Here is a 24,299-nt window from a genome sequence, read left to right on the forward strand (position 1 = left end):
TTAACCGGTCAGGAGTCCCCGATGGTACATAGTGCGTCAGGCTTCCGCGGCACCCGTGTGGGTGTCACGGAGGGAGCCGGCCCCAGGCACCAGTCCGAAGACCTTCACGGCGAGAGTCTGCCGCGCATCCGCGTCACCTACTGGTGCGCCAAAGGACACGAGACAAGCCCGGTGTTCATCAAGCTGCCGGAGGACCAGATCCCGGTGCTGTGGGATTGCCGCAGGTGCGGCGCCCCGGCGTCCAGGGACGGCAGGGAAGCGGCGGGACTCGACGCCCCGGACGAGGGCTACAAAAGCCATCTGGAATACGTTAAAGAGAGGCGCTCCGACCAGGACGCTGAAGACGTCCTGGCCGGAGCGCTGGAAAAGCTACGCGCCCGCGGCGTCCTTGCGGACGAGCTGCTGCGGGACCCGTGAGGCCGCGTTCTCGTCGATAAGCCACAACGTGCGGGAGGTGCCCCGCGGACCGGCTGCAGGAACCTGGACCGGGTTGGCGCCCGCAAGCGCAAGGCCCACGGCGCCGGCCTTGTCCTCACCTGCCACCACCATCCAGACTTCGGCCGCGGTGTTGATGGCCGGCAGCGTCAGCGAGACACGCAGCGGCGGAGGCTTGGGGGAGTTGTGCACACCAACGACGGTCAGTGACTTCTCCCGGATGCCGCCCTGCTCCGGAAACAGCGACGCCACATGGGCATCGGGGCCAACCCCCAGCAGGACAACATCGAGCCGCGGAAGGATGCCCGCTTCGTCCGGGCGGTCGTCCGACATGTCGGCGGCGTGTTCGGCCTCGGCTGCTTCCCGGAGACGGCGCGCATAGTCCTCTGCGGCCTCCTCCGGGGTCTCGAAGTCGTCCGAGGACCCCGGCTGGTTGATCCTGGCCGGATCAACGGGAATGTGCGAGAGCAGGGCATCAAACGCCTGCTTGGTGTTCCTATCGGCGTCGTTGGCGCCGATGAAGCGTTCGTCACCCCACCAGAAGTTCACCTTCGACCAGTTGACCGCCGGTGCAGCCGGAGAGTCAGCAACAGCCTTCAGCGTACCGATGCCTACCGTGCCGCCGGTCAGCACCACCGTGGCCTCACCGTACTTGTCCTGCACATCCACCAGTTTGGTGATCAGGCGGGCCGCGATGGCAGCCATCAGGACGGACGAATCAGGATGAATGCTTACTCTTGGCTCAACGCTCACTGGGTCGGACGCTCCTTAGATTGGTTCGTGGCAGTCCAATAGTAATCACTTCTCCGAAAACCTCGTCGGGGTCGAGCCGGCGGAGTTCTTCGGCGAGGCAGTCTTTGAGGCTGCGCCGGGGCAGGGAGATGCGCTGGGCGGGCTGGCCCGGCTGGGTCAGTTCCGCGACGGACAGTCCCGGGCGGAAGAGCTGCACGTCGCCGCCGGGGCGGGACAGCCGGACGCGGCGGATGCCGGTCCCGGCGGGGTCCGCCACGATCGTGACGGGCGCGTCCAGGGACAGCGTGAGCCAGGCCGCGAGCAGGATCGTGGAGGGGGAGTCGGAGGCGCCCTCGACGGCGACCGCGGTCACCGGGGAGGAATCGACCTGGTCCAGGACCGCTGCGAGCTGGATCCGCCAGTTCGTCAGCCGGGTCCAGGCGAGGTCGGTGTCGCCGGCCTTGTACGTGGACCGGATGTTCTCCAGCGCGGCCTGCGGGTCGGACTCGTTCGCCGAATCCGTGATCCGGCGGTGCGCGATCCGGCCGATGGAAGTTTCGCACGCGTTCTCCGGTGCCCCGTGCGGCCACCAGGCCACGATCGGGGCGTCCGGCAGCAGCAGCGCCGCGACGAGCGACTCGGACTCGTGCGCGAGCTCGCCGTAGCCGCGGAGCACGATGACCTCCGAGGCGCCTGCGTCACCGCCCACCCGGATCTGCGCGTCGAGCCGGTCCGGGGCCTGCGCCCCGGCGTCGGCGAGGACGATGATCCGGCACGGGTGTTCGCGGCTGGCCTCGTTCGCGGCCTCGATCGCTTCTTCCTCCAGCCCGGACTTGGTCACGACCACCAGGGTCAGGACCCGGCCCAGCGCGATCACGCCGCCCTGTTCGCGCAGCGACATGATCTTCTTGGAGATCTTCGAGGTGGTGGTGTCCGGCAGGTCTACAATCATGGCCTTCTCCAGGTTCGTCCGTCACGGGCCAGCAGCTCATCCGCGCTGGCGGGGCCCCAGGACCCCGGCGCGTAGGGTTCGGGCTGTTCGTTCAGTTCGGCCCAGTAGTCCTCGAACGGGTCCAGGATCTTCCAGGACAGTTCCACTTCCTCGTGCCGCGGGAACAACGGCGGCTCGCCGAGCAGGACGTCCAGGATCAGCCGCTCGTAGGCTTCGGGGCTGGACTCGGTGAAGGAGTGCCCGTAGCCGAAGTCCATGGTCACGTCGCGGACTTCCATCTGCGTGCCCGGGACCTTGGACCCGAACCGGATCGTCGCGCCCTCATCAGGCTGGACCCGGATCACCACAGCGTTCTGGCCGAAGTCATCCTCGCCGTGATCACGGAACAGCAGGTTTGGTGCGCGCTTGAACACCACGGCGATTTCGGTCACACGGCGGCCCAGCCGCTTGCCCGCGCGCAGGTAGAACGGAACCCCGGCCCAGCGCCGGGTGTGGATGTCCACCCGGATCGCGGCGAACGTCTCCGTGGTCGAATCGGCCGGGATGCCGTCTTCCTCCAGGTAGCCCTGGACCTGTTCCCCGCCCTGCCAGCCGCCGGCGAACTGCCCGCGCGCTGAATGCGTGGACAGATCATCCGGGAGCTTGACCGCGGCCAGGACCTTTTCCTTCTCGGCGCGCAGGTCATCGGCGTTGAAGGAAATGGGTTCCTCCATCGCGGTCAGCGCCAGCAGCTGCAGCAGGTGGTTCTGGATGACGTCGCGCGCAGCACCCACACCGTCGTAATACCCCGCCCGGCCGCCGGTGCCGATGTCCTCGGCCATGGTGATCTGGACATGGTCCACATAGTTCGCGTTCCACAACGGCTCGAACAGCTGGTTCGCGAAACGCAGCGCCAGGATGTTCTGCACCGTCTCCTTGCCCAGGTAATGATCAATCCGGAACACAGCGTCCGGCGGGAACACCGACTCCACAATGTCATTCAACGCCCGGGCCGACTCCAGGTCATGCCCGAACGGCTTCTCGATCACCACCCGCCGCCACTTCTCCCCGTCAGCCTGCGCCAGGCCGTGCTTGGACAGCTGCCGGCAGACCTGCTCAAACGCCTTCGGCGGAATCGAGAGGTAGAACGCGTGATTACCCCGCGTTCCGCGCTCCTCATCCAGGGCCGCAATCGTGTCACCCAGACGCTCAAAAGCGTCATCGTCGTCGAACTCGCCCTGAACAAACCGGACGCCCTCGGACAACTGGTTCCACACCGCCTCATCAAAAGGCGTGCGTGCGTAGGCCTGCACCGAGGACTTCACCTCAGCGGCGAAGTCCTCATCGCTCCAGGCCCGCCGCCCGAAGCCCACCAGCGCGAAACTCGGCGGCAGCAGGCCTCGGTTGGCAAGGTCATACACAGCCGGCATGAGCTTCTTACGGGCAAGATCCCCGGTCACTCCGAAGAGCACCAGCGACGACGGACCGGCAATCCGGTTCAAACGGCGGTCACGCGGGTCACGGAGCGGATTGCGCCCTGATTTTCCGGAACGCGTCCCGGAGGCCCTGCCGTATTCGGTTTCTGGCATGGTTGCTGTTGTGCCTTAGCTTTCAGTGACGGACGCTGACCGGGCGGCAAGCGCTGCAATGATCTCCTGCAGCTGTGCCACGCCGGTGGCGCGCTCGGTCAGGTGCAGACGCAGGACGGGCCGTCCGTGCCCGGCCAGGACCTGGGCATCGCCGGCGGCCTGGGCGGAAATCAGTTCCCCGAAGGTGAACGGACGGTCCGGGATGGACAGGTCTTCCGCGGGAGCCGCCGTGACCTGGAGGAACACTCCGATCGCGGGGCCACCCTTGTGGAACTGGCCGGTGGAGTGCAGGAAGCGCGGACCCCAGCCGAAGGTGACCGGACGGCCGCTCACTCCCGCGAGCTCGTCCCGGATGCCCTCGAGCTGCGCAAACGCGAGGCGGTCGAAGTATGCCTGGACGCTGAGGTAGCTGTCGGCCTCGAGCGTACCCAGCAGCGCACGGATGGCTTCTTCAGCCGTGGCCGCTTCGCCGAGCCAGTCTCCGCCGCGGACCTCGATGGCGCCGTCCACAAAAGCAGCCGGCGTCGGCTCGGGCTGCGCGTCGAGCAGGCCGCGGGCGGCGACCTTGGCGGCCTCCACATCCGGCTGGTCGAACGGGTTGATGCCCAGCAGGCGTCCGGCCACAGCGGTGGCGAACTCCCACACCATCATCTGGGTGGCCAGGCCACCGGCGATGGCAACTTCGTTTTCACCGAGCTCGACGTCGGCATCGGCAGCTACCAGCCGCACCACCAGGACGTCAGCCGCACCGGAGGTGACCTCCGGTGAGGCAGGTCCGGCGACGACCGGCAGGACGCCGGTGCCGAGCTTGCCGGTGGATTCCGCGATGAGCTGTTCGGCCCAGTCAGCGAAGCCCACGATGCCGGAGCCGTCCTCCGCGATGACAATCTTGTTCCGCAGCGGGCTGGTTCCGCCGAGGGCGGTTGCGAGGGCCAGTCCGATGTTCTCGGCGGCGTCGTCGTTGAGGATTTCGGCGGCTTCCTCAGCCTCATCCAGGAAGGCCTGGATGTCCACGCCGGCCAGGCCCGAGGGGACCAGGCCGAACGCGGTGAGGGCCGAGTAGCGTCCGCCGACGTTGGGGTCCGCGTTGAAGACGGCACGGTAGCCGGCTTCGCGGGAGGCCTTGTCCAGCGGCGAACCGGGATCGGTGACGATGATGATCCTGCTCTTGGCGTCAAGCCCGGCCTCGGTGAAGGCGTGCTCGAAGATCCGGCGCTGCGAATCGGTTTCCAGGGTGGAACCGGACTTGGACGAAACCACAATCGCGGTCTCGGCCAGCCGGTCCGCCAGGGCAACACGGACCTGGTCCGGGTCCGTGCTGTCCAGCACAGTCAGCTCGACGCCAGCGGTGCCGGCGATGACCTCGGGAGCGAGCGAGGAGCCGCCCATGCCGCAAAGCACGATCCGGGTCACGCCTTCGGCCCTCAGGGCATCGCGGAGTTCCAGAATGTCCGCAACCAGGGGCTGGGAGACGGTGGCCGCCTCAACCCAGCCGAGGCGGACAGCCGACTCGGCTTCGGCGTCGGGACCCCACAGTGTGTGGTCCTTGGCGAAGATCCGGGTGGCAATACGGTCCTCCACGAGGGTGGGGATGTGCTGCTCGAGTGCCTGCTGTGCGGCACCGGTGGCGTCGTAGCTGAGTGTGCTCATGTGGGTTAGGAAGCCTTCCGTGCAGAAGCGAGGGCGCCTTCGACGTCGGCCAGCAGTTCCTTCCAGCTGGCCACGAACTTGTCCAGGCCTTCGGATTCGAGGATCGCGACGACCTCGTTGTAGGAGATGCCCAGCCCGTCCAGTGCGTCCAGCGTGGCGTTGGCCTCGGCGTAGGTGCCGGAAACGGTGTCGCCGGTAACGACGCCGTGGTCGAACGTGGCGTCGAGGGTCTTCTCCGGCATGGTGTTGACCACGCCGGGGGCGACGAGTTCGGTGACGTAGAGGGTGTCCGGGTAGGCCGGGTCCTTCACGCCGGTGGAGGCCCACAGCGGGCGCTGCGGCAGGGCGCCGGCTTCGGCCAGCAGGGCCCAGCGCTCGGTGGCGAAGAGCTCTTCGTAGACCTGGTAGGCCAGGCGGGCGTTGGCGACGCCGGCCTTGCCCTTGAGTGCCTTGGCCTCGTCGGTGCCGATGCCGTCAAGGCGCTTGTCGATTTCGGAGTCCACGCGGGAAACGAAGAACGAGGCGACCGAGTGGATCTTGGACAGGTCGTGGCCGTTTTCCTTGGCCTGCTCCAGGCCGGACTGGAACGCGTTGATGACCGCACGGTAGCGCTCCAGGGAGAAGATCAGGGTCACGTTGACGCTGATGCCCTCGGCCAGGGTTGCGGTGATCGCTTCCAGGCCTTCAAGGGTTGCCGGGATCTTGATGTGGACGTTGTCCTTGTTGACCTTCTTGTACAGGTGCTTCGCTTCGGCGATGGTGCCGGCGGTGTCCCAGGCAAGGCGCGGGTCAACTTCGATGGACACGCGGCCGTCAACACCCTTGGTCGCGGCGGCGACCGGTGCGAACAGGTCGCAGGCGTCGGCGACGTCGGTGGTGGTGATTTCGAAGATGGTGTCTTCAACGCTGGCGCCTGCCGCGGCCTGGGCCGCGATGGTGGCGTCGTAGTCCGTGCCGGAGGTGATGGCGGCGTGGAAGATGGACGGGTTGGTGGTGACACCAACAACGTTCTTCTCTTCGATGAGCTTGCGCAGGGTGCCGGTTTCGAGGCGGCTGCGGGAAAGGTCATCGAGCCAGATGGAAACTCCGGCGTCGGAGAGCTGCTGAGTGGGGGTAGTCATGGTGATATCTCCTGGAATCTTGTTTCAGGCCTGCAGGCCAGCGAGGGAGTCCTTGGCGGCGGCGGCGACAGCCTCCGCGGTGATGCCGAACTCCTGGAAAAGGCGCTTGTAGTCAGCGGAAGCGCCGTAGTGCTCAAGGCTGATGGAACGGCCGGCGTCGCCGACGAATTCCCTCCAGCCCAGGGCCAGACCGGCTTCGACGGATACCCGGGCCTTGACGGCGGCGGGGAGCACGGACTCGCGGTAGGCGGCGTCCTGCTTGTTGAACCACTCGACGCACGGAATGGAGACAACGCGGGCGGCGATGCCTTCAGCCTGGAGGGCTTCGCGGGCCTGGACGGCCAGCTGGACCTCGGAGCCGGTGCCGATGAGGATCACGTCGGCGGGCACGGTGACGCCGTCCTTGGACGCTTCGGCCAGGACGTAGCCGCCCTTCGCGACGCCGGCAACGGAACCGAACGTGTCGCCGTCGGCTGCTCCTTCGCCGCGGGCGTAGGTGGGGATGTTCTGGCGGGTCAGCACAATGCCGGCCGGGTTTTCGTGGTTCTCCAGCATGGTCTTCCATGCCGCAGCGACCTCGTTGGCGTCGCCGGGGCGGACTACGTCCAGTCCCACGATGGCGCGCAGGGAGGCCAGCTGTTCCACCGGCTGGTGGGTGGGGCCGTCTTCGCCCAGGCCGATGGAGTCGTGCGTCCACACGTACAGCGACGGGACACCCATGAGGGCACCGAGCCGGATCGCTGGGCGCTGGTAGTCGGAGAAGATCAGGAACGTGCCGGAGAACGCACGGGTGTTGCCGTGCAGGGCGATGCCGTTCACGATGGAGGCCGCGGCGTGCTCACGGATACCGAAGTGCAGCACCCGGCCGTACGGGTTTCCGGACCAGGCGTCGGTCTGCTTGGAGGCAGGCACGAACGACGGCGAACCCTCGATGGTGGTGTTGTTGGACTCGGCGAGGTCGGCGGAGCCGCCCCAGAGTTCCGGCATGACCGGGCCCAGTGCGTTCAGCACCTTGCCTGAGGCGGCGCGGGTGGAGACGTCCTTGCCGGCCGGGAAGACCGGCAGCGCAGCGTCCAGGCCTTCGGGCAGTTCGCGGGCTTCGACGCGCTGCAGGAGTGCTGCGGCTTCCGGGTTGGCTGCCTGCCAGGCGTTGAAGGACTCTTCCCATTCCTTCTTGGCAGCGGCACCGCGGTCCACGACCGAGCGGGCGTGGGCCAGGACTTCCTGGTCGACCTCGAAGGACTTGGCGGGATCGAAGCCCAGGACCTCCTTGAGGCCTGCGACTTCCTCGGCGCCCAGTGCGGAACCGTGGATTTTGCCCGTGTTCTGCTTCTTGGGCGCCGGGTAGCCGATGATGGTGCGCAGCGAAATGATGGACGGCTTGTTCGTCTCCGCCTTGGCGGCGAGCAGTGCGGAGTAAAGCTCCTGCACGTCTTCGACGTATTCGCCGGTCTTGGTCCAGTCGACGCGCTGGGTGTGCCAGCCGTAGGCTTCGTAGCGCTTGAGGACATCCTCGGTGAAGGAAATGTCGGTGTCGTCCTCGATGGAGATGTGGTTCTCATCGTAGACAACGACGAGGTTGCCAAGTTCCTGGTGGCCGGCCAGCGAGGAAGCCTCAGCCGTGACGCCTTCCTGGAGGTCGCCGTCGGACGCGATCACCCAGATGGTGTGGTCAAACGGGCTCTCGCCGGCGGCAGCATCGGCGTCGAACAGGCCGCGCATCCGGCGCTGCGAGTAGGCGAAGCCGACCGAGGACGCCAGGCCCTGGCCCAGCGGGCCGGTGGTGATTTCGACGCCGGCGGTGTGCTTGTACTCGGGGTGGCCCGGGGTCAGGGAGCCCCACGTGCGCAGTGCCTCAAGGTCCTTCAGCTCCAGGCCGTAGCCGGAGAGGAACAGCTGGATGTACAGCGTCAGGGACGTGTGGCCCGGGGACAGGATGAAACGGTCGCGGCCGATCCAGTCAGGATTCCGCGGGTCGTGGCGCATGAGCTTCTGAAAGAGAAGGTATGCGGCGGGCGCGAGGCTCATGGCGGTGCCGGGGTGGCCGTTGCCAACCTTCTCCACGGCGTCTGCGGCCAAAACGCGGACGGTGTCCACCGCGCGCTGGTCCAAGCTGGTCCATGACAGTTCTTGCTCTTCCAAATGTGGCACGAAAACCGGGCCCCTCTCTGTGCTGACGGCAGGCGGTACACGGGATCCGCATGGAGGCACGCTGGGGTGCCCGCTTTGGTGTGTACCAGCCGTTCACCATCGAAACGTTGATCTATCACTCAGCCACAAGCCGAAAGTGGGAATGCGGTTTCCACCGCTTCTTCGCTGCGTGCTGATCTGGTGACAGCTTAGCTCCATTACATCCCTTGGGAGGCCCAAATCTCACGTTTTGGACGCAATTTCCCCTTATGTGAATGGGCATTCCGTGAGGTTGAGTTAATCTGCTCGAATCGGCCCGCGAGCGATCACCAGGGCCTATTGGCGGGGCTTCTGTTACAAATGCGCACGGTATGATATTTGGAGGCTGACGCCGGGTAGCCGTGCTCCTCAAGGGGTTCACGGGGGACCAACGGGTGTTGCCGGGACCTACTTCTGATGACCATCGGCGGGCTGCCCGGGTAACGGCCGCTACTGACAGCTGCACCGACAGACAGACTTGCCAAACAGAACGGGTGACCGCCACCGTGAGCACAACCGATACGCCGCTGAACGCTTCCCGCGCCCGAGGGGGAGCCGGGCTGGCCCGCAAAGCCAAGGCGTATCTCGCCCTCACCAAACCCCGCGTCATCGAGCTGCTGCTGGTCAGCACGCTGCCCACCATGATCTATGCCGAACGCGGGTTCCCCTCCATCGGCCTGATCCTGGCCACGCTCGTCGGCGGTGCGTTCGCGGCCGGCAGCGCCGGAGCCTTTAACTGCTACATCGACCGCGACATCGACAAACTGATGCACCGGACGGAAAACCGGCCGCTCGTCACCGGCGAGGTCACGCCGCGTGAAGCCCTCATTTTCTCCTGGGTCCTCGGCGCCGCCGCCATCGCGATCCTCTGGTTCGGCGCCAACCCGCTGTCCGCCTGGCTGGGCCTGGGCGCCATCTTCTTCTACGTGGTCATCTACACCATCATCCTCAAGCGCCGCACGGCACAGAACATTGTGTGGGGCGGCGCTGCGGGCTGCTTCCCGGTGCTGATTGCCTGGGCCGCGGTGACCAACTCCGTGGAGTGGCCGGCCGTCATCCTGTTTATGGTGATCTTCCTCTGGACCCCGCCGCACTACTGGCCGCTGTCCATGCGCTACGGCGAGGACTACCGCAACGCCAACGTGCCCATGCTCGGCGCCATCGCCGGTGCCAAGGTGGTCTCCGTCCAGGTGGTGCTCTACGCGTGGGCCATGGTGGTCTGCTCATTGCTGATGGTTCCGGCCGGCGGCGCGGGCTGGGTCTACACGGCCACGGCTGTCCTTGCCGGCGCCTGGTTCCTGTACGAGTCGCACGCGCTGTACAACCGGGCGCAGCGCGAGGACATCTCGGACAAGCGCGCCATGAAGGTCTTCCACGGCTCGATCAGCTACCTGACCCTGCTTTTCATCGCCCTCGCGGTCGACCCGTTCGTGGGCCCGGCAGTCATGGGCAGCTAACCCCGGACGCTCTCCCACTTAACGTGCGGGAAGTTCCCAAACCCTCTTCCACCGCCCCGGTGGAGGAGGGTTTTGCGTTGATGCAGGAACTGACAGAGCATCCGCCATTAGATCCAACGATGCTCTGTCACCTCTGGCTGCCATTACTGCCTTTTAGGGACCACAGCTGATAGAGCAACGACGGAAAACCGACAGGATCTGATAGAGCGTCCTGTCAACGGGAGGCGCCCCGGTTCGGGGGAACCGGGGCGCCTTGCTGGGTGTCGCGGGGTTTGTGCGGCCCTCTTGCGTGGCCGGCCCGCGCCCCGCCGCTACTTCAGAGGGCTGGAACGGGCGACGTCGGCGGCATTGGTAGCCGCGCTCATCAGCAGGGCCGCCCCCAGCATGTGCGCCCCCACCAGCAGAGCCGGGATGCCGTTGTAGTACTGGGTGAAGCCAATGACAGCCTGCAGCAGCGTCACCACCAGGAGCAGGATCACGGAGGTCCGGTACGGTCCGGGAATCCGGCGGGCAAACACCAGCACCAGCGCGAACAGCGTTCCGGCAGTGATCAGGTACGCGGGCACGGCATGGATGTGGGAGAACAGGTCCCAGTCGAGGCCGTTGCGGGGCGCATCGGCATCGCCGGCGTGCGGGCCGGCTCCCGTGACCACCACGCCGAGCATCACTGCCACAGCGGAGAAAAGCGCGACGGCGGCACTCACCGGGCGCAGCACGCCCGGCAACGCGGGGAGTGCGAGAGAGGCAACGCGGCCGGTCCGCCCATAGGCCCGGTTAACCAGCAGGGTGGCAATAACCACCAGTGCCATGGACACCAGGAAGTGCAGTCCCACCACCCACGGGTTGAGGTTGGTCAGCACCGTGATGCCGCCGATGACGGCCTGGGCGGGGATGCTGGCAAGCAGGCCCAGCGCCAGGAGGAAGAGGTCCCGGCGTTCCTTGCGCAGGTTCCACAAGTAGACCAGCATCAGGACGGCGACGGCGGCAAGGGCGAAGGTCAGGAGCCGGTTGCCGAATTCGATGAAACCGTGGATCCCCATCTCCGGGGTGTTCACGAGGGACGTATCCGTGCAGCGCGGCCAGGTCGGGCAGCCCAGGCCTGAGGCCGTCAGCCGGACGGCGCCGCCGGTGACAACCAGCAGCGTCTGTCCGATGAGGGACGCCACTGCCAGGCGCCGGACGCGGGCATCAACAGTATGGGGAAGCCGGGCCGCCAGGCGTCCGGCGAGCTGGGGGAGGCGTGAAGCCGTGCTCACGGATATCTCAATTCCACTTGAACCAACGGATGGCTGCTGCTCCGGCAAGTGCCGTCCAGACCAGCAGGATAAAGGCGGCACCAACGTCAATGGTGCCGAGCAGGAAGGCCTCGCGGAGGGCCTCCCCGAGTGCGCCCGAAGGCAGGTAGTGAACGATTCCCTGCGCGGCGGCGGGCAACCGCTCGGCTGGAATGACGATTCCGCCCAGCGCGCCGAGCAGGATCCACAGCAGGTTGGTGATGGCGAGCGTCGCCTCGGGCCGCACGGTTCCTGCCACCAGGAGCCCCAATGCGGTGAACGCTGCGGCGCCCAGGACCAGCAGTCCAAGGCCGGGCAGCCAGCCTGCGGCGGGCGGGTTCCAGCCAAGGGGCAGGGCCACGGCCGTGATCACCACTACCTGGAGGGCGAGCACCGCCAGCACTGCCAGCACCTTGCCGGCAATGAGTCCGGTGCGGCCCAGCGGCGTGGTGGAGAGGAAACGCAGCACCCCATAACGTCGGTCGAAGCCGGTCGCGATGCCTTGTCCGGTGAAGGCCGTGGACATCGCACACAGCGCCAGGATCCCGGGGACGGCGACGTTGACGCGGCTTCCGCCGAGTCCGTCCAGGAGGGGAGTCACCGTCAGGCCCACCAGGGCCAGCAGCGGAAGGACCACCGCCAGGATGAGCTGCTCGCCGTTGCGGAGCATCGTGAGCGATTCGTACCTGCCCTGCAGCAGGATGCGCCGCAGCAGGGGTGCGGGAGCCTGGCCCGGAGGGGAAATGGGGGGAACTGTCATCGGATGTCCTTTCCTGAAATGTCCAGGAAGACGTCTTCGAGGCTGCGCGCTTCCAGGCTCAGCGAGCCGGGCATCACGCCGTGGGCGGCCCACCATGCGGCGAGCGACGCGAGGTCCTGTGGCGTCAGCGGGCCCGTGGCAACGTAACTGCCGGCGCGTGTTTCACTGACGGCGATCGCTTCGGGGAGGACGCCGGTGAGGTCCAGCCCGGCGGGAGCCTCAAAGAACAGGGTCCGGATGTGCTCGGTGCCGGACTCGACGGCGGGGTCCCGCTGCAGCAGCTGGGCGACGGTCCCTTCGGCGACGTTCCGCCCGGCGTCGATGATGTACACGTAGTCCGCCAGCCGCTGTGCGTCGTCCATGAGGTGCGTGGTGAGGATGATGCCCATCCCCGAGTCCCGGAGTTCGCCGATCAGTTCAAAGACCAGCTGCCGCGACTGCGGATCGAGGCCTGCGCTGGGCTCGTCGAGGAAAAGCACCTCGGGGTTGCCGATCAGCGCTGCGGCCAGCGCCAGCCGCTGCTTTTGCCCGCCTGAGAGCCGGCGGACCGAGGTCCTGCTGAACGTGTCAATGCCCAGCCGCCCCACGAGCTCGTCCACCGGCCGGGGGCTCGCGTACATCCCTGCGATGTGCCGCAGCAGCGGGATGGGACGGGCCGACGGCGGGAGGCCGCCGTCCTGCAGCATCACACCGACGCGGGCGCGAAGGTCAGCGCCTGCCGTGGCGGGATCCTGGCCCAGCAGGGAGATCGTTCCGCCGCTGCGGGTCTGCAGGCCTTGGGCGCACTCGATGGTGGTGGTTTTGCCGGCCCCGTTGGCGCCGAGGAGGGCGGTGACCTGGCCGCGTTCGGCGACGAGGGAGACGCCGCTCACCACCCGGAGCATCTTTCCGTCCAGGGTGGCCAGCGGACCAACATCCTTAATTAACCCGCTGATGGACAGAACCGGGGATTCGGGGGAACGCACCCCAGCATTCTACGCGATGTAGTACTTGGCCCGATGATCCTGATGCCGGCGAAGGTCAGCCTCGCCTTACTGGAACAGGGGAGTAAATTACGACATGATTGTGTTGTGTATTCCATGACCAATGCTACTGCTGTGCCTTTCGCCGGGCACGGGGCGCCGCGCGCCTCCGCTGAGCGCGGCCACATCGCCGCCGTTCCGGTGGCTGATGCAGACGAGCGTACCCGGGACCGGGTCCTCGGCGCAGTTCTGGAGCACGGTCCGGTCAGCGCCGCCGAACTCGGTGACCTGCTCGGCTTTACGCCCGCGGCGGTCCGCCGCCACCTGGACCATCTCTCCCGCAGCGGCGTCATTGAGGTCAAACGCGTTGCGAAGGCCGGAGCCGGCGCAGGCCGGCCCGCCCGCCGCTACGTCCTGAGCTCCCAGGGCCAGTCGTCGCTGGGCAACGATTACCTCGACATCGCCACCCTCGCGCTCAAGCAGCTCCAGGCCGTGGCGGGCGAAGAAGCAGTGCGCCAATTCGCCGTCGAACGCTTCGCCGAGATGGAACGCCGCTACGCACCGGAGATCGAGCAGGCCGGACCGGATATCACTGCGCGTGCGCGCGTCCTCGCCGAAGCGCTCAGCCGCGACGGCTTTGTGGCCTCTGCCGCGTCGATCGAGGCCAAGGCCCCGCTGCCGGCAGCGCTGTCCAGCGTCCAGCTGTGCCAGGGCCATTGCCCCATCCAGCAGCTCGCCGCCGAGTTCCCCGTGTTCTGCGACGTGGAGACGGAATTGTTCTCCCGGCTGGTAGGCGTTGACGTGCGCCGCCTGTCCACGCTCGCACGCGGCGGACACGTCTGCACCACCCACATACCCACAGGCCGGCTGGCTGCCGGGGGACCGAACGTCCCTCACACAGCCCCCGCCAGCCTGGATGAAGTAACCAACCATCAGCAAGAAAGGCCGTGATGACGGACCAACTATCAGAGAAAGCGGTAGCCGAAGACACTGTGATCTCGGAGATTCTGGAAAAGAATCCCGAGCTCCACGGCATCGGCACGTACGAGTACGGCTGGTCCGACAAGAACGATGTCGGCGCCAACGCCCGTCGCGGTATCAACGACGAAGTAGTCCGTGATATTTCGGACAAAAAGAGCGAACCGCAGTGGATGCTGGACCTTCGCCTGAAGGGCCTGAAGTACTTCGACCGCAAGCCCATGCCCACCTGGGGTGCAGACCTCTCCGGCATCGACTTCGACAACATCAAGTACTTTGTCCGCTCCACCGAGAAGCAGGCCGCCACCTGGGAAGACCTGCCCGAGGACATCCGGAACACGTACGAGAAACTGGGCATCCCGGAAGCTGAGCGCAGCCGCCTCGTCTCCGGCGTGGCCGCACAGTACGAGTCCGAGGTGGTGTACCACCAGATCCGCGAGGACCTCGAAGCCCAGGGCGTCATCTTCCTGGACACCGACACGGCGCTGCGCGAGCACCCGGAGATCTTCCAGGAGTACTTCGGCACCGTCATTCCCGTGGGCGACAACAAGTTCGCGTCGCTGAACACTGCCGTCTGGTCCGGCGGATCCTTCGTGTACGTCCCCAAGGGCGTCCACGTGGATATCCCGCTGCAGGCATACTTCCGCATCAACACGGAAAACATGGGCCAGTTCGAGCGGACCCTGATCATCGCCGACGAGGACTCCTACGTCCACTACATCGAAGGCTGCACCGCGCCGATCTACACCTCGGACTCGCTGCACTCCGCCGTGGTGGAAATCATCGTCAAGAAGGGCGCCCGCGTCCGCTACACCACCATCCAGAACTGGTCCACCAACGTGTACAACCTGGTGACCAAGCGTGCCATCTGCGAAGAAGGCGCCACCATGGAATGGGTTGACGGCAACATCGGCTCCAAGGTCACCATGAAGTACCCGGCCGTCTACCTCGTGGGCGAGTACGCCAAGGGCGAGACCCTGTCCATCGCCTTCGCCGGCGCCGGCCAGCACCAGGACACCGGTTCGAAGATGGTGCACATCGCGCCGAACACCAAGAGCTCCATCATCTCCAAGTCCGTGGCCCGCGGCGGCGGCCGTGCTGCCTACCGTGGCCTGGTCCAGGTCCGTGAAGGTGCCAAGCACTCGGCCAACACCGTCCGCTGCGACGCGCTGCTGGTGGACACCATCAGCCGTTCGGACACCTACCCGTACATCGACATCCGCGAGGATGACGTGGTGATGGGCCATGAGGCAACTGTTTCCAGGGTCAGCGAAGAGCAGCTCTTCTACCTGATGTCCCGCGGCATGCGCGAAGACGAGGCCATGGCGATGATCGTCCGCGGCTTCATCGAGCCCATCGCCCGCGAACTCCCGATGGAGTACGCACTTGAGCTGAACCGCCTGATTGAACTGCAGATGGAAGGGTCCGTCGGATAACGATGACTGAAATCACTACTGAAAAGGCCCGCATCGGCGCGCCCTCAGCCCAGCCGTTTATTGACGGTTTCACGGAAGAGGGCGAAAGCCTGTCTCCGATCAATGCCAACGCGTCGAAGGCTCCGCTGGCCGGCGAAGCGGTCAAGCGCCACTCGCACGGCGGCGGCGTGGGCATCCCGGACAGCTCACGCGCGGGACGCCTGACCTCCTACACGCTGGCGGACTTCAAGCCGCTGACCGGCCTGGAGGAAGACTGGCGGTTCACGCCGCTCAAGCGCCTGCGCGGCCTGCACAGCGAGGTCCTCTCCGGTGCGGCTCCCACCGTCACCGTCAGCGGCCCGGAACGGGTCACGGTGGAAACCGTGGCCCGCGGCGACGTGCGCATCGGTTCTGCCGGCATCCCGGAGGACCGCGTGTCGGCCAATGCCTGGGAGAACTTCAGCGAAGCCACCGTCATCACGGTTCCGGCTGAGTTCGAAGCCGACACCGAGATCGCCGTCCTGATCGAAGGCACGTCGACCGAGGCCGCGGCCCAGCACATCGTGATCGTCGCGGAGAAGTTCTCCAAGGCCGTTGTGGTCCTGGACCACCAGGGTTCCGCCGTGGTGTCTGAGAACGTCGAGATCGTCGTCGAAGACGGCGCCAACCTCACTGTTGTCACGCTCCAGGAATGGAACGACGACGCCGTGCACGCCTCCTCCCAGCAGGCAAAGATCGGCCGCGACGCAAAGTTCAAGCACGTGATGGTCAGCCTCGGCGGTGACCTGGTGCGCGTTACCCCGTCTGCACGCTTCACCGCTCCCGGTGGCGAGGCCGAGCTGTTTGGGCTGTACTTCGCCGACGCCGGCCAGCACCTGGAACAGCGCCTGTTCGTTGACCACGCTGTGGCCAACTGCAAGTCCAACGTGCTGTACAAGGGTGCGCTGCAGGGCCGCAATGCCCACGCTGTCTGGGTTGGTGACGTCCTGATCCGCAAGGAAGCAGAAGGCACCGACACCTACGAAGCCAACCGCAACCTGCTCCTCACGGACGGCGCCCGCGCCGACTCGGTGCCGAACCTGGAAATCGAAACCGGACTGATCGAGGGTGCCGGCCACGCCAGCGCCACCGGCCGCCTGGACGACGAGCACCTGTTCTACCTGATGGCCCGCGGCATCCCCGAGAACGTTGCCCGCCGCCTGGTGGTCCGCGGCTTCCTGCACGAGATCATCCAGCAGATCAACGTCCCGGCAATCGAAGAGCGCCTCACCGACGCTGTTGAGCGCGAACTCGCGCTGACGGACAACTGAGACTGCACGGGAAAAGCACAGATGACTGAACAGCCAAAGGGCGAGCTTGTCTGCAAGACGGATGAAATCCAGCTCAAGCAGGCGCTCCGGATCCTGATCGATGACTACCCGGTAGCCATCGTGAAGGATTCCATGGGCGAAATCCACGCCATCGGCGACACCTGCTCACACGCGGACATCTCACTGTCCGAGGGTGAAGTGGAGGGGTGCATGATCGAATGCTGGGGCCACGGCTCCCAGTTCGACCTGCGCAGCGGCGAGCCGCTCCAGCTGCCCGCCTACGATCCTGTTCCGGTGTTCGCCGTCGAGATCCTCGGTGACGAGGTCTACGTGGACTTCACAAACGTCCTCAACGGCGCGGAAGCCCCGAACTTCAGCTAGCAGCATCGCCCCGGCGCCGGCCGGACCAATCAACAGAACCTAAAAACTTCCAGACAAAGACCGCACCGCCGCCGGAGGGCACGGTGCAGAGGAGAACAAGACCTATGTCTACTCTTGAGATCAAGGACCTGCACGTCAGCATTGACACGGAGCAGGGCACCAAGGAGATCCTGAAGGGCGTCAGCCTGACCATCAAGACTGGCCAGACCCACGCCATCATGGGCCCCAACGGATCCGGCAAGTCCACCCTTGCTTCCACCATCGCCGGGCACCCGCGCTACAACGTCACGTCCGGCTCCATCACGCTCGACGGCGAAGATGTCCTGGCCATGAGCGTTGACCAGCGCGCCCGCGCCGGCGTTTTCCTGGCCATGCAGTACCCCGTGGAGGTCCCCGGTGTCTCCATGACCAACTTCCTGCGGACCGCCAAGACCGCCATCGACGGCGAAGCGCCCAAGCTGCGCACCTGGACCAAGGAAGTCAAGGACGCCATGCAGAAGCTGCGCATCGACGCCGACTTCGCCCAGCGCAACGTCAACGAAGGCTTCTCGGGCGGCGAGAAGAAGCGCGTGGAGATCCTCCAGCTGGAACTCTTCAAGCCGAAGTTCGCCATCCTGGACGAGACAGACTCCGGCCTGGACGTCGACGCCCTGAAGGTTGTCTCCGAGGGCGTCAACCGCGCCCACGCCGAAGGCAACATGGGCACGCTGCTCATCACGCACTACACCCGCATCCTGCGCTACATCAAGCCTGACTTCGTCCACGTGTTCGTTGACGGCCAGGTTGTTGAAGAGGGCGGCCCGGAGCTGGCCGACCGCCTCGAAGAAGAAGGCTACGACCGCTACGCCACGGGCGCCGGGGCAGCCACCATCGCCGCCGCAGCACAGGCCTAGTAAGGACTTGCCATGACCGAAACCAATACGGCCCGCACGGCCCTTGAGGATGTCGAAGAGGCACTCAAGGACGTCATCGACCCGGAGCTCGGCGTGAACATCGTTGACCTCGGGCTGCTGTATGGCCTGAAGTACTCCGACGACGACGGCGCGCTGCTGATCGACATGACGCTCACCACGGCCGCCTGCCCGCTCACCGATGTCATCGAGGAGCAGGTGGGCAAGGCCCTGGACGGCATCGTTGATGACTGGCGCCTGAACTGGGTCTGGATGCCGCCATGGGGTCCGGAGCGGATCACCGACGACGGCAAGGACCAGATGCGGGCCCTCGGCTTCAACATCTAGCAGTTAAAAGTACGACGACGGCCGGTTACCTTCATCGCGAAGGTAACCGGCCGTCGTCGTTCCCCGCCGGCCCCCTAGCCTCGCAAGCTCGGCCAGGGAACCCTGCCGACGTGGGCCCACTCATCGATTGCTCCGCAACGGCCCTTCTGGGCCTCAAAACGGCCGGTACGGAGCAATCGATTGGGTTAGAGGGTGGCTGCCGCGAACGTGTCGCACTGGTTGATGTCGCCGGTCTGGTAGCCGGTGTAGAACCACTTCTGCCGCTGTTCGCTGGACCCGTGCGTCCACGCTTCCGGCGAGACCTGGCCGGTGGCGGCTTCCTGGATCCGGTCATCTCCCACCGCCGAGGCGGCGGAGAGCGCGTCGTTCAGGTCCTGCTGGGTGATCGGTTCAAGGAAGGGCTGGCCGTCGGGGCCAGGCTGGGTTGAGGCGTGCTTTACCCAGAGGCCGGCGTAGCAGTCAGCCTGCAGCTCCACGCGGACGGCACCGGACTCCGGTCCCTGCGGATCCTGCTGGGCACGGTCCAGATACCCCAGCACGTTCTGGATGTGGTGACCGAATTCGTGCGCCACCACGTATTCCTGCGCCAGCGGACCGCCGGAGGATCCGAACCGGTCCACGAGCTCCTGGAAGAAGCCGGGATCGAAGTAGGCAGTGGTGTCGGTGGGGCAGTAGAAGGGGCCCACCGCGCTGGAGGCATTCCCGCAACCGGTGCTGACGGCGTCACTGAAGATAACTGTCTCCGGCTGGGGATACTGGACGCTGTAGTCCTTCAGGTACGCCGGCCAGAACGCGTTGAGGCTGTTCACCGTGCCGGTAATCCGGCAGTCCAGCCTCGCGTCCGCGTCGGCGCCTGTCTCGCAGGCAGGCGCGGTGCCCTGGCTTTGCGGCTCCTGACCCGCGCCGGTGAGGCCCTCGAGCAGCTGGGGGTTGACGCCCAGCAAGGTGGCAATCAGCAGGATCACGGCGCCGCCAATCCCACCCCCAATAAGGCCGCCGCGGCCTCCGCCACGGCGGTCCTGAACCTGGGAGGGATCCAGCTGGACGTTGTCATTGAAGCTCATAGAGTCACAATAGACCCCGCACGCAGGGGCAACGAGTGCCTGCCGGTAAAGTTGGGTCGATGCCTTTTCTCGATCGAATCCAGCGCTGGGCCGATGACCGCCCGCACGACACCGCTGTCGTTGTGGCCGGCCGGCGCCTGAGCTGGGCTGAACTCCGCGACTCCGCAACTGCCGCCGTGTCCGGCGCCAAAGCTGTCACTGTCCTGGCGGAAAGCAACTCCGTTGACTTCGCTGTCCGGTTTGCCGCGGCAGTGGCCGGTGAGCGGCAGTGCGCCGTCCTGGACCCGACGTGGCCGGCACAGCTGCAGCAGGAAATCCGCCAGCGGCTGGACGGGTCGGCCCGACCCGGGGACGTGGCCCCGGACGACGCCCTCGCCGACGGTCCGCCCGAAGCCACGTTCCTCGTCGGCCTGACCTCCGGCACCACATCGGTACCCAAGGCGTTCACCCGCTCGAGGCAGTCGTGGCGGAAGTCCTTTGACGCGTCCATCGAATTCTTTGGGCTCCGGCAGGACGACGTGACCCTGGCACCTGGCCCCCTCGCTGCGAGCCTGAACCTCTATGCCCTGGCGGAGTGCCTCTACGCAGGTTCCGAGTTCCAGACGCTGGAAATGTTCGACGTCGGCGACGTCCACGCTGCCATCACGCACGACGGCGTGACGCGCCTGGTCCTGGTGCCCACCATGTTGCGGCTGCTCAGTGAGCGCGGCCTCACCGGCTGCGTGGACGCGGCCGGGGTGCGGACGATCATCTGCGCCGGCTCAAAACTCGATGCCCGCACTCTTGAAGCCGCCCGCCGCTGGGCGCCCAACGCCACGATTTTCGAGTACTACGGCGCCTCCGAACTGAGCTTCGTCTCGGGCGCCGGCCTCCCGGCCGGGGAACTCGACGCCGGCGGCACCGGCATCGGCCGCGCCTTTCCAGGCGTGGAGGTCAGGATCCTGGACGACGGCGGAACCCGCCTTCCGGACGGCGAGGCCGGAAATATCTGCGTCCGCAGCGGCATGGTCAGCAACGGCTACCTGTGGGGCGACGACGGAGAGGCACTTCGTTCGTTCGACGGCTGGTTCACGGTGGGGGACCAGGGCTACCTGGCAGAGGATGGGCTGCACATCCTGGGCCGGCGGGCTGACATGATCCTCACGTCCGGGAAGAACGTCTATCCGCATGAAGTGGAACTCGCGCTGGCGTCCGTTCCGGGCGTCGCGGCGGCCATCGCAGCCGGGATGCCTGACGATCTCCGGGGCCAGCGCGTCGTTGCAGGCGTGGTCCCGGCGCACGGCGGAATTTCGGCCAACCAGCTCAAAGCCGGCCTCGAAAACATCCTGGCGCGCGACAAACGCCCGCTGCAGTACTTCGCCCTGTCCGAACTGCCCACCACCGACCGCGGCAAGGTGAGCCGGAACATGCTCCTTGAATGGATCAGTTCCCATGACCAGCGGGTCCGCCCCCTGGGACACTGAAACCCGTGGATACTGAGACCCCCACCCAGGGGCTGCTCCCGGCCGACCGGCAGCCCGTGATCATCGCCGCCCGGCGGACCCCGGTGTGCCGCTCCAACGGGGCGCTGAAGGACCTGCGTTCCCACCAGCTGCTCGCCCCCGTCCTGAAGCAGCTTCTCGCCGAGAGCAACGTGCCCGCGGACGACGTGGCAGATGTGGTGATCGGCAACGCCGTGGGCGGAGGCGGCAACGTGGCCCGTTTTGCCCTGCTGGAGGCCGGCCTCCCGGTCAGCGTGCCAGGCCTGACAGTGGACCGCCAATGCGGTTCCGGCCTGGACGCCATTGTCCTGGCCGCCAGGCTGGTGGCTGCCGGCGGGAATCCTGTCTATCTGGCCGGGGGTGTGGAGAGCATCAGCACCGCGCCGCTCCGGGCCTACCGGAACGACGACGGCGAACCGGACTTCTTCTCGCGGGCCCGGTTTGTGCCGCCCAGCTTCGGGGACCCGGACATGGGGGTGGCCGCCGAAAACGTTGCCGCGCGGTTCGCCGTCGGCCGGGACCGGCAGGATGCCTTTGCCTTGGCCAGCCACCAGCGCGCCGTCGCGGCTGCCCGGGCCGGACGCTTCGAAGGCGAAATCACTGCGCTGGAGACAGCCGCCGGAACCGTCAGCAAAGATGACGGCCCGCGCCCGGGACTCAACACAGCCGTCCTGAAGCGCTTCCCGCCTGCCTTTGTTCAAGGGGGAACGGTCACCGCCGGTAACTCATGCTTCGACGCCGACGCAGCGTCCGCCGTCGTGATGACTTCCCTGCAGCGCGCCCGCGAACTGGGGGCAGCCGACGGGCTCCTGGTCCTGGCGACTGACACCGCCGGCGTGGATCCGGAACTGCTGGGGATCGGCGCTGCCGTAGCGGCTGAGAGACTGCTGGCCGGCGCGGGCATCACTGCGGGCAGCGTGGGGCTCGTGGAATTCAACGAGGCCTTCGCAGCCCAGGCCCTGGCGTGCCTGGACCACCTGGGCATAGACCCGTTCCGGGCGAATGCCGACGGCGGCGCCCTGGCATTGGGCCACGCCTACGGGGCGTCCGGGGCCGTTCTGGTGGCACGCCTGCTGGCCCAGGCCCGCGCCTCAGGCGAAGAGGGCCAGCTGGCGCTGGCCCTGATCAGCATCGCGGGCGGGATGGGAACCGCGGCGCTGCTGCGGTACGAAACCATCAGCAACTGAACAGCCGTATACGTACGGTCAGTCGTCGGCGTCGCCGAGTCCGCGGGCGGCCAGTGCCTCACCGGTCTGGCGGGCAAATGCCACAGTGGTGATGAAAACCGGCAGCACCAGCGCGCGCGGGTTCCGTTCCAGTCCCCGTGCCCGGGCCGAATCGCGGACGTCCGAGAAGGCGCCGGCAATGTACGGGATGCTGCGCAGCATCACGGCGATGGTCAGTGCGAAGCGCTCCGGATCGGCGCCGAAACGCCGGAAAGGCGTGGCCAAAGACACCACGCCGTCCAGCAGCCGCTGCATGGGCGTGGTTGCCGTCAACAGGGACGCCGCCACGATGCAGACGAGGATGTTCAGGACGATCCGGGCCGCGGTGGGCCCTCCGAGCTGCCACCACTGGAACAGCCCGATCACGGGCAGGACGAGCAGCAGCGGACGGATGGCACCGAAAAGCCTGCGCGGTCCGGCCCCGGTGAGGAGGTACAGCCCGCACATCACGGCGAGAACCGCGGCGGACACCAGCCAGTCCACGATCAGGAAGGACGCCAGTCCGCAGCCAAACACCAGCAGGAACTTCAGGACCAGCGGGCAGCGGTGGATGAGCGAATCGCCGGGGACATAGTTCGCCAGGAGGAAGCCGTGCCCCCTCACGGTGCCGCCAGGCCTTCGGCGCAGAGAGTCCGGTACCTGTCCACAGCTGCGGCAGGGCCGCCGTCGAAGACCACGCGTCCGGCCTCAATCACCAGGACACGGTCCATGTCGAGCGCCAGTTCAAGGTCGTGGGTGGACATCAGGATCTGCTGTTCCAGGCCAGCCAGTGTGCGGCGCAGGAGTTCGCGGTTCCGCAGGTCCAGCAGGGTGGACGGTTCGTCGAGCACCAGCACGGAGGGGTTCACGGCCAGGACCGCGGCCAGCGCCATCAGCTGACGTTCCCCGCCCGAGAGTTCATAGATGCTCTGGTCAGCGAGGCCCAGCAGCCCGAACCGCTCCAGCGCGGCTTCCGCCAGGCGCCGCCGCTCCGCTCCATTGCGGATGGAGCGGCGGAGCGAGAGTTCAACATCTTCGCGTCCTGTTGGCATGACAAGCTGGGACAGCGGGTCGGTGAACACAAAGCCGACGTTCCGCCGGACCGCCCGAACGGCCCGGACGGTGTCGTCGCCGTCCACCGCCACGGCGCCGGCGCTGGGCTGGACCAGGCCGTTGACCAGGCGCAGCAGCGTTGACTTGCCGGATCCGTTGGCCCCGATCACGCCGATGCGCCGTTCCGTCAGCTCCAGGGTGACGCCGTGGAGCAGCGTCTTGGGCTCCGGATGGTTGTCAACGTCGACTGCGACGGTGGCCTTGCGGAAGGAAATTGCCATGGCGGTTAGCGGTTGATCCGCTTCACGCGGCGGACCAGTACGTCGGGGAAGGCCCGGTGCAGGGCCACTGCAATCCCGGCGGCCAGGATGTTCTTGATCACGTCTCCGGGGTAGAAGATCAGGTCGGCCATGAAGGCCTGGCCCAGCCCGGTCTTGGTGTTGATGGCGATGCCGGCAATGCCGAGGCCGTGGACCACCAGGACGCTGGTCACCATGGCGGCAACGAAGAACCACAGCGCCCGGGCACGTGTGGTGCGGCGGATGACCACGGTGGCGAGCCAGCCGACCAGTGCCGCGGCGATGGGGAAGGCGATGATGTAGCCAGCTGACGGTCCGGCCAGGATGCCCAGGCCGCTGCGGCCCTGGCTGAAGATCGGCAGGCCAGCCAGCCCCAGAAGGGTGTAAAGCCCGACGGCGGCGAAGCCCCGCGCGGGGCCCAGCATCAGTCCGGTGAGCATCACCGCAAGGGTCTGGAAGGTGATGGGGATGCCGAAGACGTTCGCCGCGATCCCGGGCACAAGGGCGGAACCGGCAACGAGCGCGGCGAAGACGGCAATCAGGCCAAGGTCGGTCGCGTTCCAGCGGTTGCGGGCGGGGGAGTCGGTGCCGTTGACGGCGATGTCGTGTTGGCTCATGGAAAATCCTGTCGGGGTTGTACAAGCAAAGCATGGGGGTAACCCTGACGTTACCGCCCGCCGTCGGACTCCATTTTGTAGGGGATCCACTAAACGGAGGCCCGCGTTTGTGGTGGCAGGGCACAACGGTCCGCGCCGGGCCCGCCACAGCGCGCCCGCAGAGCTGCCGATCGCCGCG

Annotated in this window: 23 protein-coding genes; 10 read left to right on the plus strand and 13 right to left on the minus strand. The window is 66.6% G+C overall.

Annotated elements, in window-relative coordinates; translation table 11 throughout:
- Nucleotides 1-21: 21 nt before the first annotated feature.
- Nucleotides 22-417: an RNA polymerase-binding protein RbpA gene (locus tag EYS21_RS09325; protein ID WP_131132937.1), complete on the plus strand. Its 396-nt coding sequence runs from the start codon at nt 22-24 to the stop codon at nt 415-417.
- Here the strand turns inward: EYS21_RS09325 and pgl are convergent.
- The 6 genes from pgl to tkt are packed head-to-tail and all read right to left on the minus strand — an operon-like array spanning nt 370 to nt 8,600.
- Complete coding sequence (gene pgl / locus EYS21_RS09330) at nt 370-1,188, minus strand: 6-phosphogluconolactonase (protein ID WP_131132938.1); 819 nt, start codon at nt 1,186-1,188, stop codon at nt 370-372. The genes EYS21_RS09325 and pgl overlap by 48 nt on opposite strands.
- Nucleotides 1,178-2,119 carry a glucose-6-phosphate dehydrogenase assembly protein OpcA gene (locus EYS21_RS09335; protein ID WP_131132939.1) on the minus strand — a complete coding sequence of 314 codons (942 nt, stop codon included), beginning with the start codon at nt 2,117-2,119 and terminating at the stop codon, nt 1,178-1,180. Before EYS21_RS09335 ends, pgl begins: the two co-directional genes overlap by 11 nt.
- Nucleotides 2,116-3,687 (minus strand): glucose-6-phosphate dehydrogenase, encoded by a 1,572-nt coding sequence (gene zwf, locus EYS21_RS09340; RefSeq protein ID WP_131132940.1) that lies wholly within the window; start codon nt 3,685-3,687, stop codon nt 2,116-2,118. The genes EYS21_RS09335 and zwf overlap by 4 nt, the downstream gene beginning before the upstream one ends.
- Nucleotides 3,688-3,702: 15 nt before the next feature.
- Nucleotides 3,703-5,337: a glucose-6-phosphate isomerase gene (locus tag EYS21_RS09345; RefSeq protein WP_131132941.1), complete on the minus strand. Its 1,635-nt coding sequence runs from the start codon at nt 5,335-5,337 to the stop codon at nt 3,703-3,705.
- A 5-nt stretch (nt 5,338-5,342) separates the two neighbouring features.
- Complete coding sequence (gene tal, locus EYS21_RS09350; RefSeq protein ID WP_131132942.1) at nt 5,343-6,458, minus strand: transaldolase; 1,116 nt, start codon at nt 6,456-6,458, stop codon at nt 5,343-5,345.
- Nucleotides 6,459-6,482: 24 nt separating this feature from the next.
- Nucleotides 6,483-8,600 (minus strand): transketolase, encoded by a 2,118-nt coding sequence (gene tkt, locus EYS21_RS09355; RefSeq protein WP_131133257.1) that lies wholly within the window; start codon nt 8,598-8,600, stop codon nt 6,483-6,485.
- 521 nt (nt 8,601-9,121) lie between these two features.
- On the opposite strand from tkt, the gene EYS21_RS09360 reads away from it, so the two are divergent.
- Nucleotides 9,122-10,084 carry a heme o synthase gene (locus tag EYS21_RS09360; protein ID WP_131132943.1) on the plus strand — a complete coding sequence of 321 codons (963 nt, stop codon included), beginning with the start codon at nt 9,122-9,124 and terminating at the stop codon, nt 10,082-10,084.
- A gap of 311 nt (nt 10,085-10,395) precedes the next feature.
- Here the strand turns inward: EYS21_RS09360 and EYS21_RS09365 are convergent, their stop codons facing one another.
- The 3 genes from EYS21_RS09365 to EYS21_RS09375 are packed head-to-tail and all read right to left on the minus strand — an operon-like array spanning nt 10,396 to nt 13,083.
- On the minus strand, nt 10,396-11,340 hold the full coding sequence (locus EYS21_RS09365; protein WP_131132944.1) for a COX15/CtaA family protein: 945 nt from the start codon (nt 11,338-11,340) through the stop codon (nt 10,396-10,398).
- Between the two features lie 7 nt (nt 11,341-11,347).
- The gene (locus tag EYS21_RS09370) at nt 11,348-12,118 is read right to left on the minus strand and encodes an ABC transporter permease (protein WP_131132945.1); all 771 of its coding nucleotides are present in this window, start codon (nt 12,116-12,118) and stop codon (nt 11,348-11,350) included.
- Nucleotides 12,115-13,083 carry an ABC transporter ATP-binding protein gene (locus tag EYS21_RS09375; protein ID WP_131132946.1) on the minus strand — a complete coding sequence of 323 codons (969 nt, stop codon included), beginning with the start codon at nt 13,081-13,083 and terminating at the stop codon, nt 12,115-12,117. The genes EYS21_RS09370 and EYS21_RS09375 overlap by 4 nt, the downstream gene beginning before the upstream one ends.
- Before the next feature lie 114 nt (nt 13,084-13,197).
- Here EYS21_RS09375 and EYS21_RS09380 point away from each other — a divergent pair, with 114 nt between their 5' ends.
- From EYS21_RS09380 to EYS21_RS09405, 6 genes are all read left to right on the plus strand, one after another.
- Nucleotides 13,198-14,031 (plus strand): helix-turn-helix domain-containing protein, encoded by an 834-nt coding sequence (locus EYS21_RS09380; RefSeq protein ID WP_131132947.1) that lies wholly within the window; start codon nt 13,198-13,200, stop codon nt 14,029-14,031.
- The gene (gene sufB / locus EYS21_RS09385) at nt 14,031-15,494 is read left to right on the plus strand and encodes a Fe-S cluster assembly protein SufB (RefSeq protein WP_131132948.1); all 1,464 of its coding nucleotides are present in this window, start codon (nt 14,031-14,033) and stop codon (nt 15,492-15,494) included. The genes EYS21_RS09380 and sufB overlap by 1 nt, the downstream gene beginning before the upstream one ends.
- A gap of 2 nt (nt 15,495-15,496) precedes the next feature.
- Entirely contained in the window at nt 15,497-16,783 is a 1,287-nt protein-coding gene (gene sufD, locus EYS21_RS09390; RefSeq protein ID WP_131132949.1) for a Fe-S cluster assembly protein SufD, read from the plus strand.
- A 21-nt stretch (nt 16,784-16,804) separates the two neighbouring features.
- Nucleotides 16,805-17,164 (plus strand): non-heme iron oxygenase ferredoxin subunit, encoded by a 360-nt coding sequence (locus tag EYS21_RS09395; RefSeq protein WP_131132950.1) that lies wholly within the window; start codon nt 16,805-16,807, stop codon nt 17,162-17,164.
- 104 nt (nt 17,165-17,268) lie between these two features.
- Entirely contained in the window at nt 17,269-18,057 is a 789-nt protein-coding gene (sufC, locus tag EYS21_RS09400) for a Fe-S cluster assembly ATPase SufC (protein WP_131132951.1), read from the plus strand.
- Between the two features lie 12 nt (nt 18,058-18,069).
- The gene (locus EYS21_RS09405; RefSeq protein WP_131132952.1) at nt 18,070-18,402 is read left to right on the plus strand and encodes a metal-sulfur cluster assembly factor; all 333 of its coding nucleotides are present in this window, start codon (nt 18,070-18,072) and stop codon (nt 18,400-18,402) included.
- 185 nt (nt 18,403-18,587) lie between these two features.
- On the opposite strand, the gene EYS21_RS09410 is transcribed toward EYS21_RS09405, so the two are convergent.
- Complete coding sequence (locus tag EYS21_RS09410; protein ID WP_131132953.1) at nt 18,588-19,466, minus strand: neutral zinc metallopeptidase; 879 nt, start codon at nt 19,464-19,466, stop codon at nt 18,588-18,590.
- A gap of 59 nt (nt 19,467-19,525) precedes the next feature.
- On the opposite strand from EYS21_RS09410, the gene EYS21_RS09415 reads away from it, so the two are divergent.
- Both EYS21_RS09415 and EYS21_RS09420 read left to right on the plus strand, forming a co-directional pair.
- On the plus strand, nt 19,526-20,929 hold the full coding sequence (locus tag EYS21_RS09415; RefSeq protein WP_131132954.1) for an AMP-binding protein: 1,404 nt from the start codon (nt 19,526-19,528) through the stop codon (nt 20,927-20,929).
- Nucleotides 20,930-20,934: 5 nt separating this feature from the next.
- The gene (locus tag EYS21_RS09420; RefSeq protein ID WP_242633361.1) at nt 20,935-22,134 is read left to right on the plus strand and encodes a thiolase family protein; all 1,200 of its coding nucleotides are present in this window, start codon (nt 20,935-20,937) and stop codon (nt 22,132-22,134) included.
- Nucleotides 22,135-22,152: 18 nt separating this feature from the next.
- On the opposite strand, the gene EYS21_RS09425 is transcribed toward EYS21_RS09420, so the two are convergent.
- From EYS21_RS09425 to EYS21_RS09435, 3 genes are read right to left on the minus strand one after another with little or no spacing between them, the layout of a single operon-like run.
- Entirely contained in the window at nt 22,153-22,776 is a 624-nt protein-coding gene (locus EYS21_RS09425; RefSeq protein WP_131132955.1) for an energy-coupling factor transporter transmembrane protein EcfT, read from the minus strand.
- Nucleotides 22,773-23,486: an ABC transporter ATP-binding protein gene (locus EYS21_RS09430; protein WP_131132956.1), complete on the minus strand. Its 714-nt coding sequence runs from the start codon at nt 23,484-23,486 to the stop codon at nt 22,773-22,775. Before EYS21_RS09430 ends, EYS21_RS09425 begins: the two co-directional genes overlap by 4 nt.
- 5 nt (nt 23,487-23,491) lie before the next feature.
- Entirely contained in the window at nt 23,492-24,121 is a 630-nt protein-coding gene (locus EYS21_RS09435; protein WP_131132957.1) for a biotin transporter BioY, read from the minus strand.
- Nucleotides 24,122-24,299 lie beyond the last annotated feature (178 nt).

The organism is Arthrobacter sp. S39, assembly GCF_004320525.1.
Classification (GTDB): domain Bacteria; phylum Actinomycetota; class Actinomycetes; order Actinomycetales; family Micrococcaceae; genus Arthrobacter.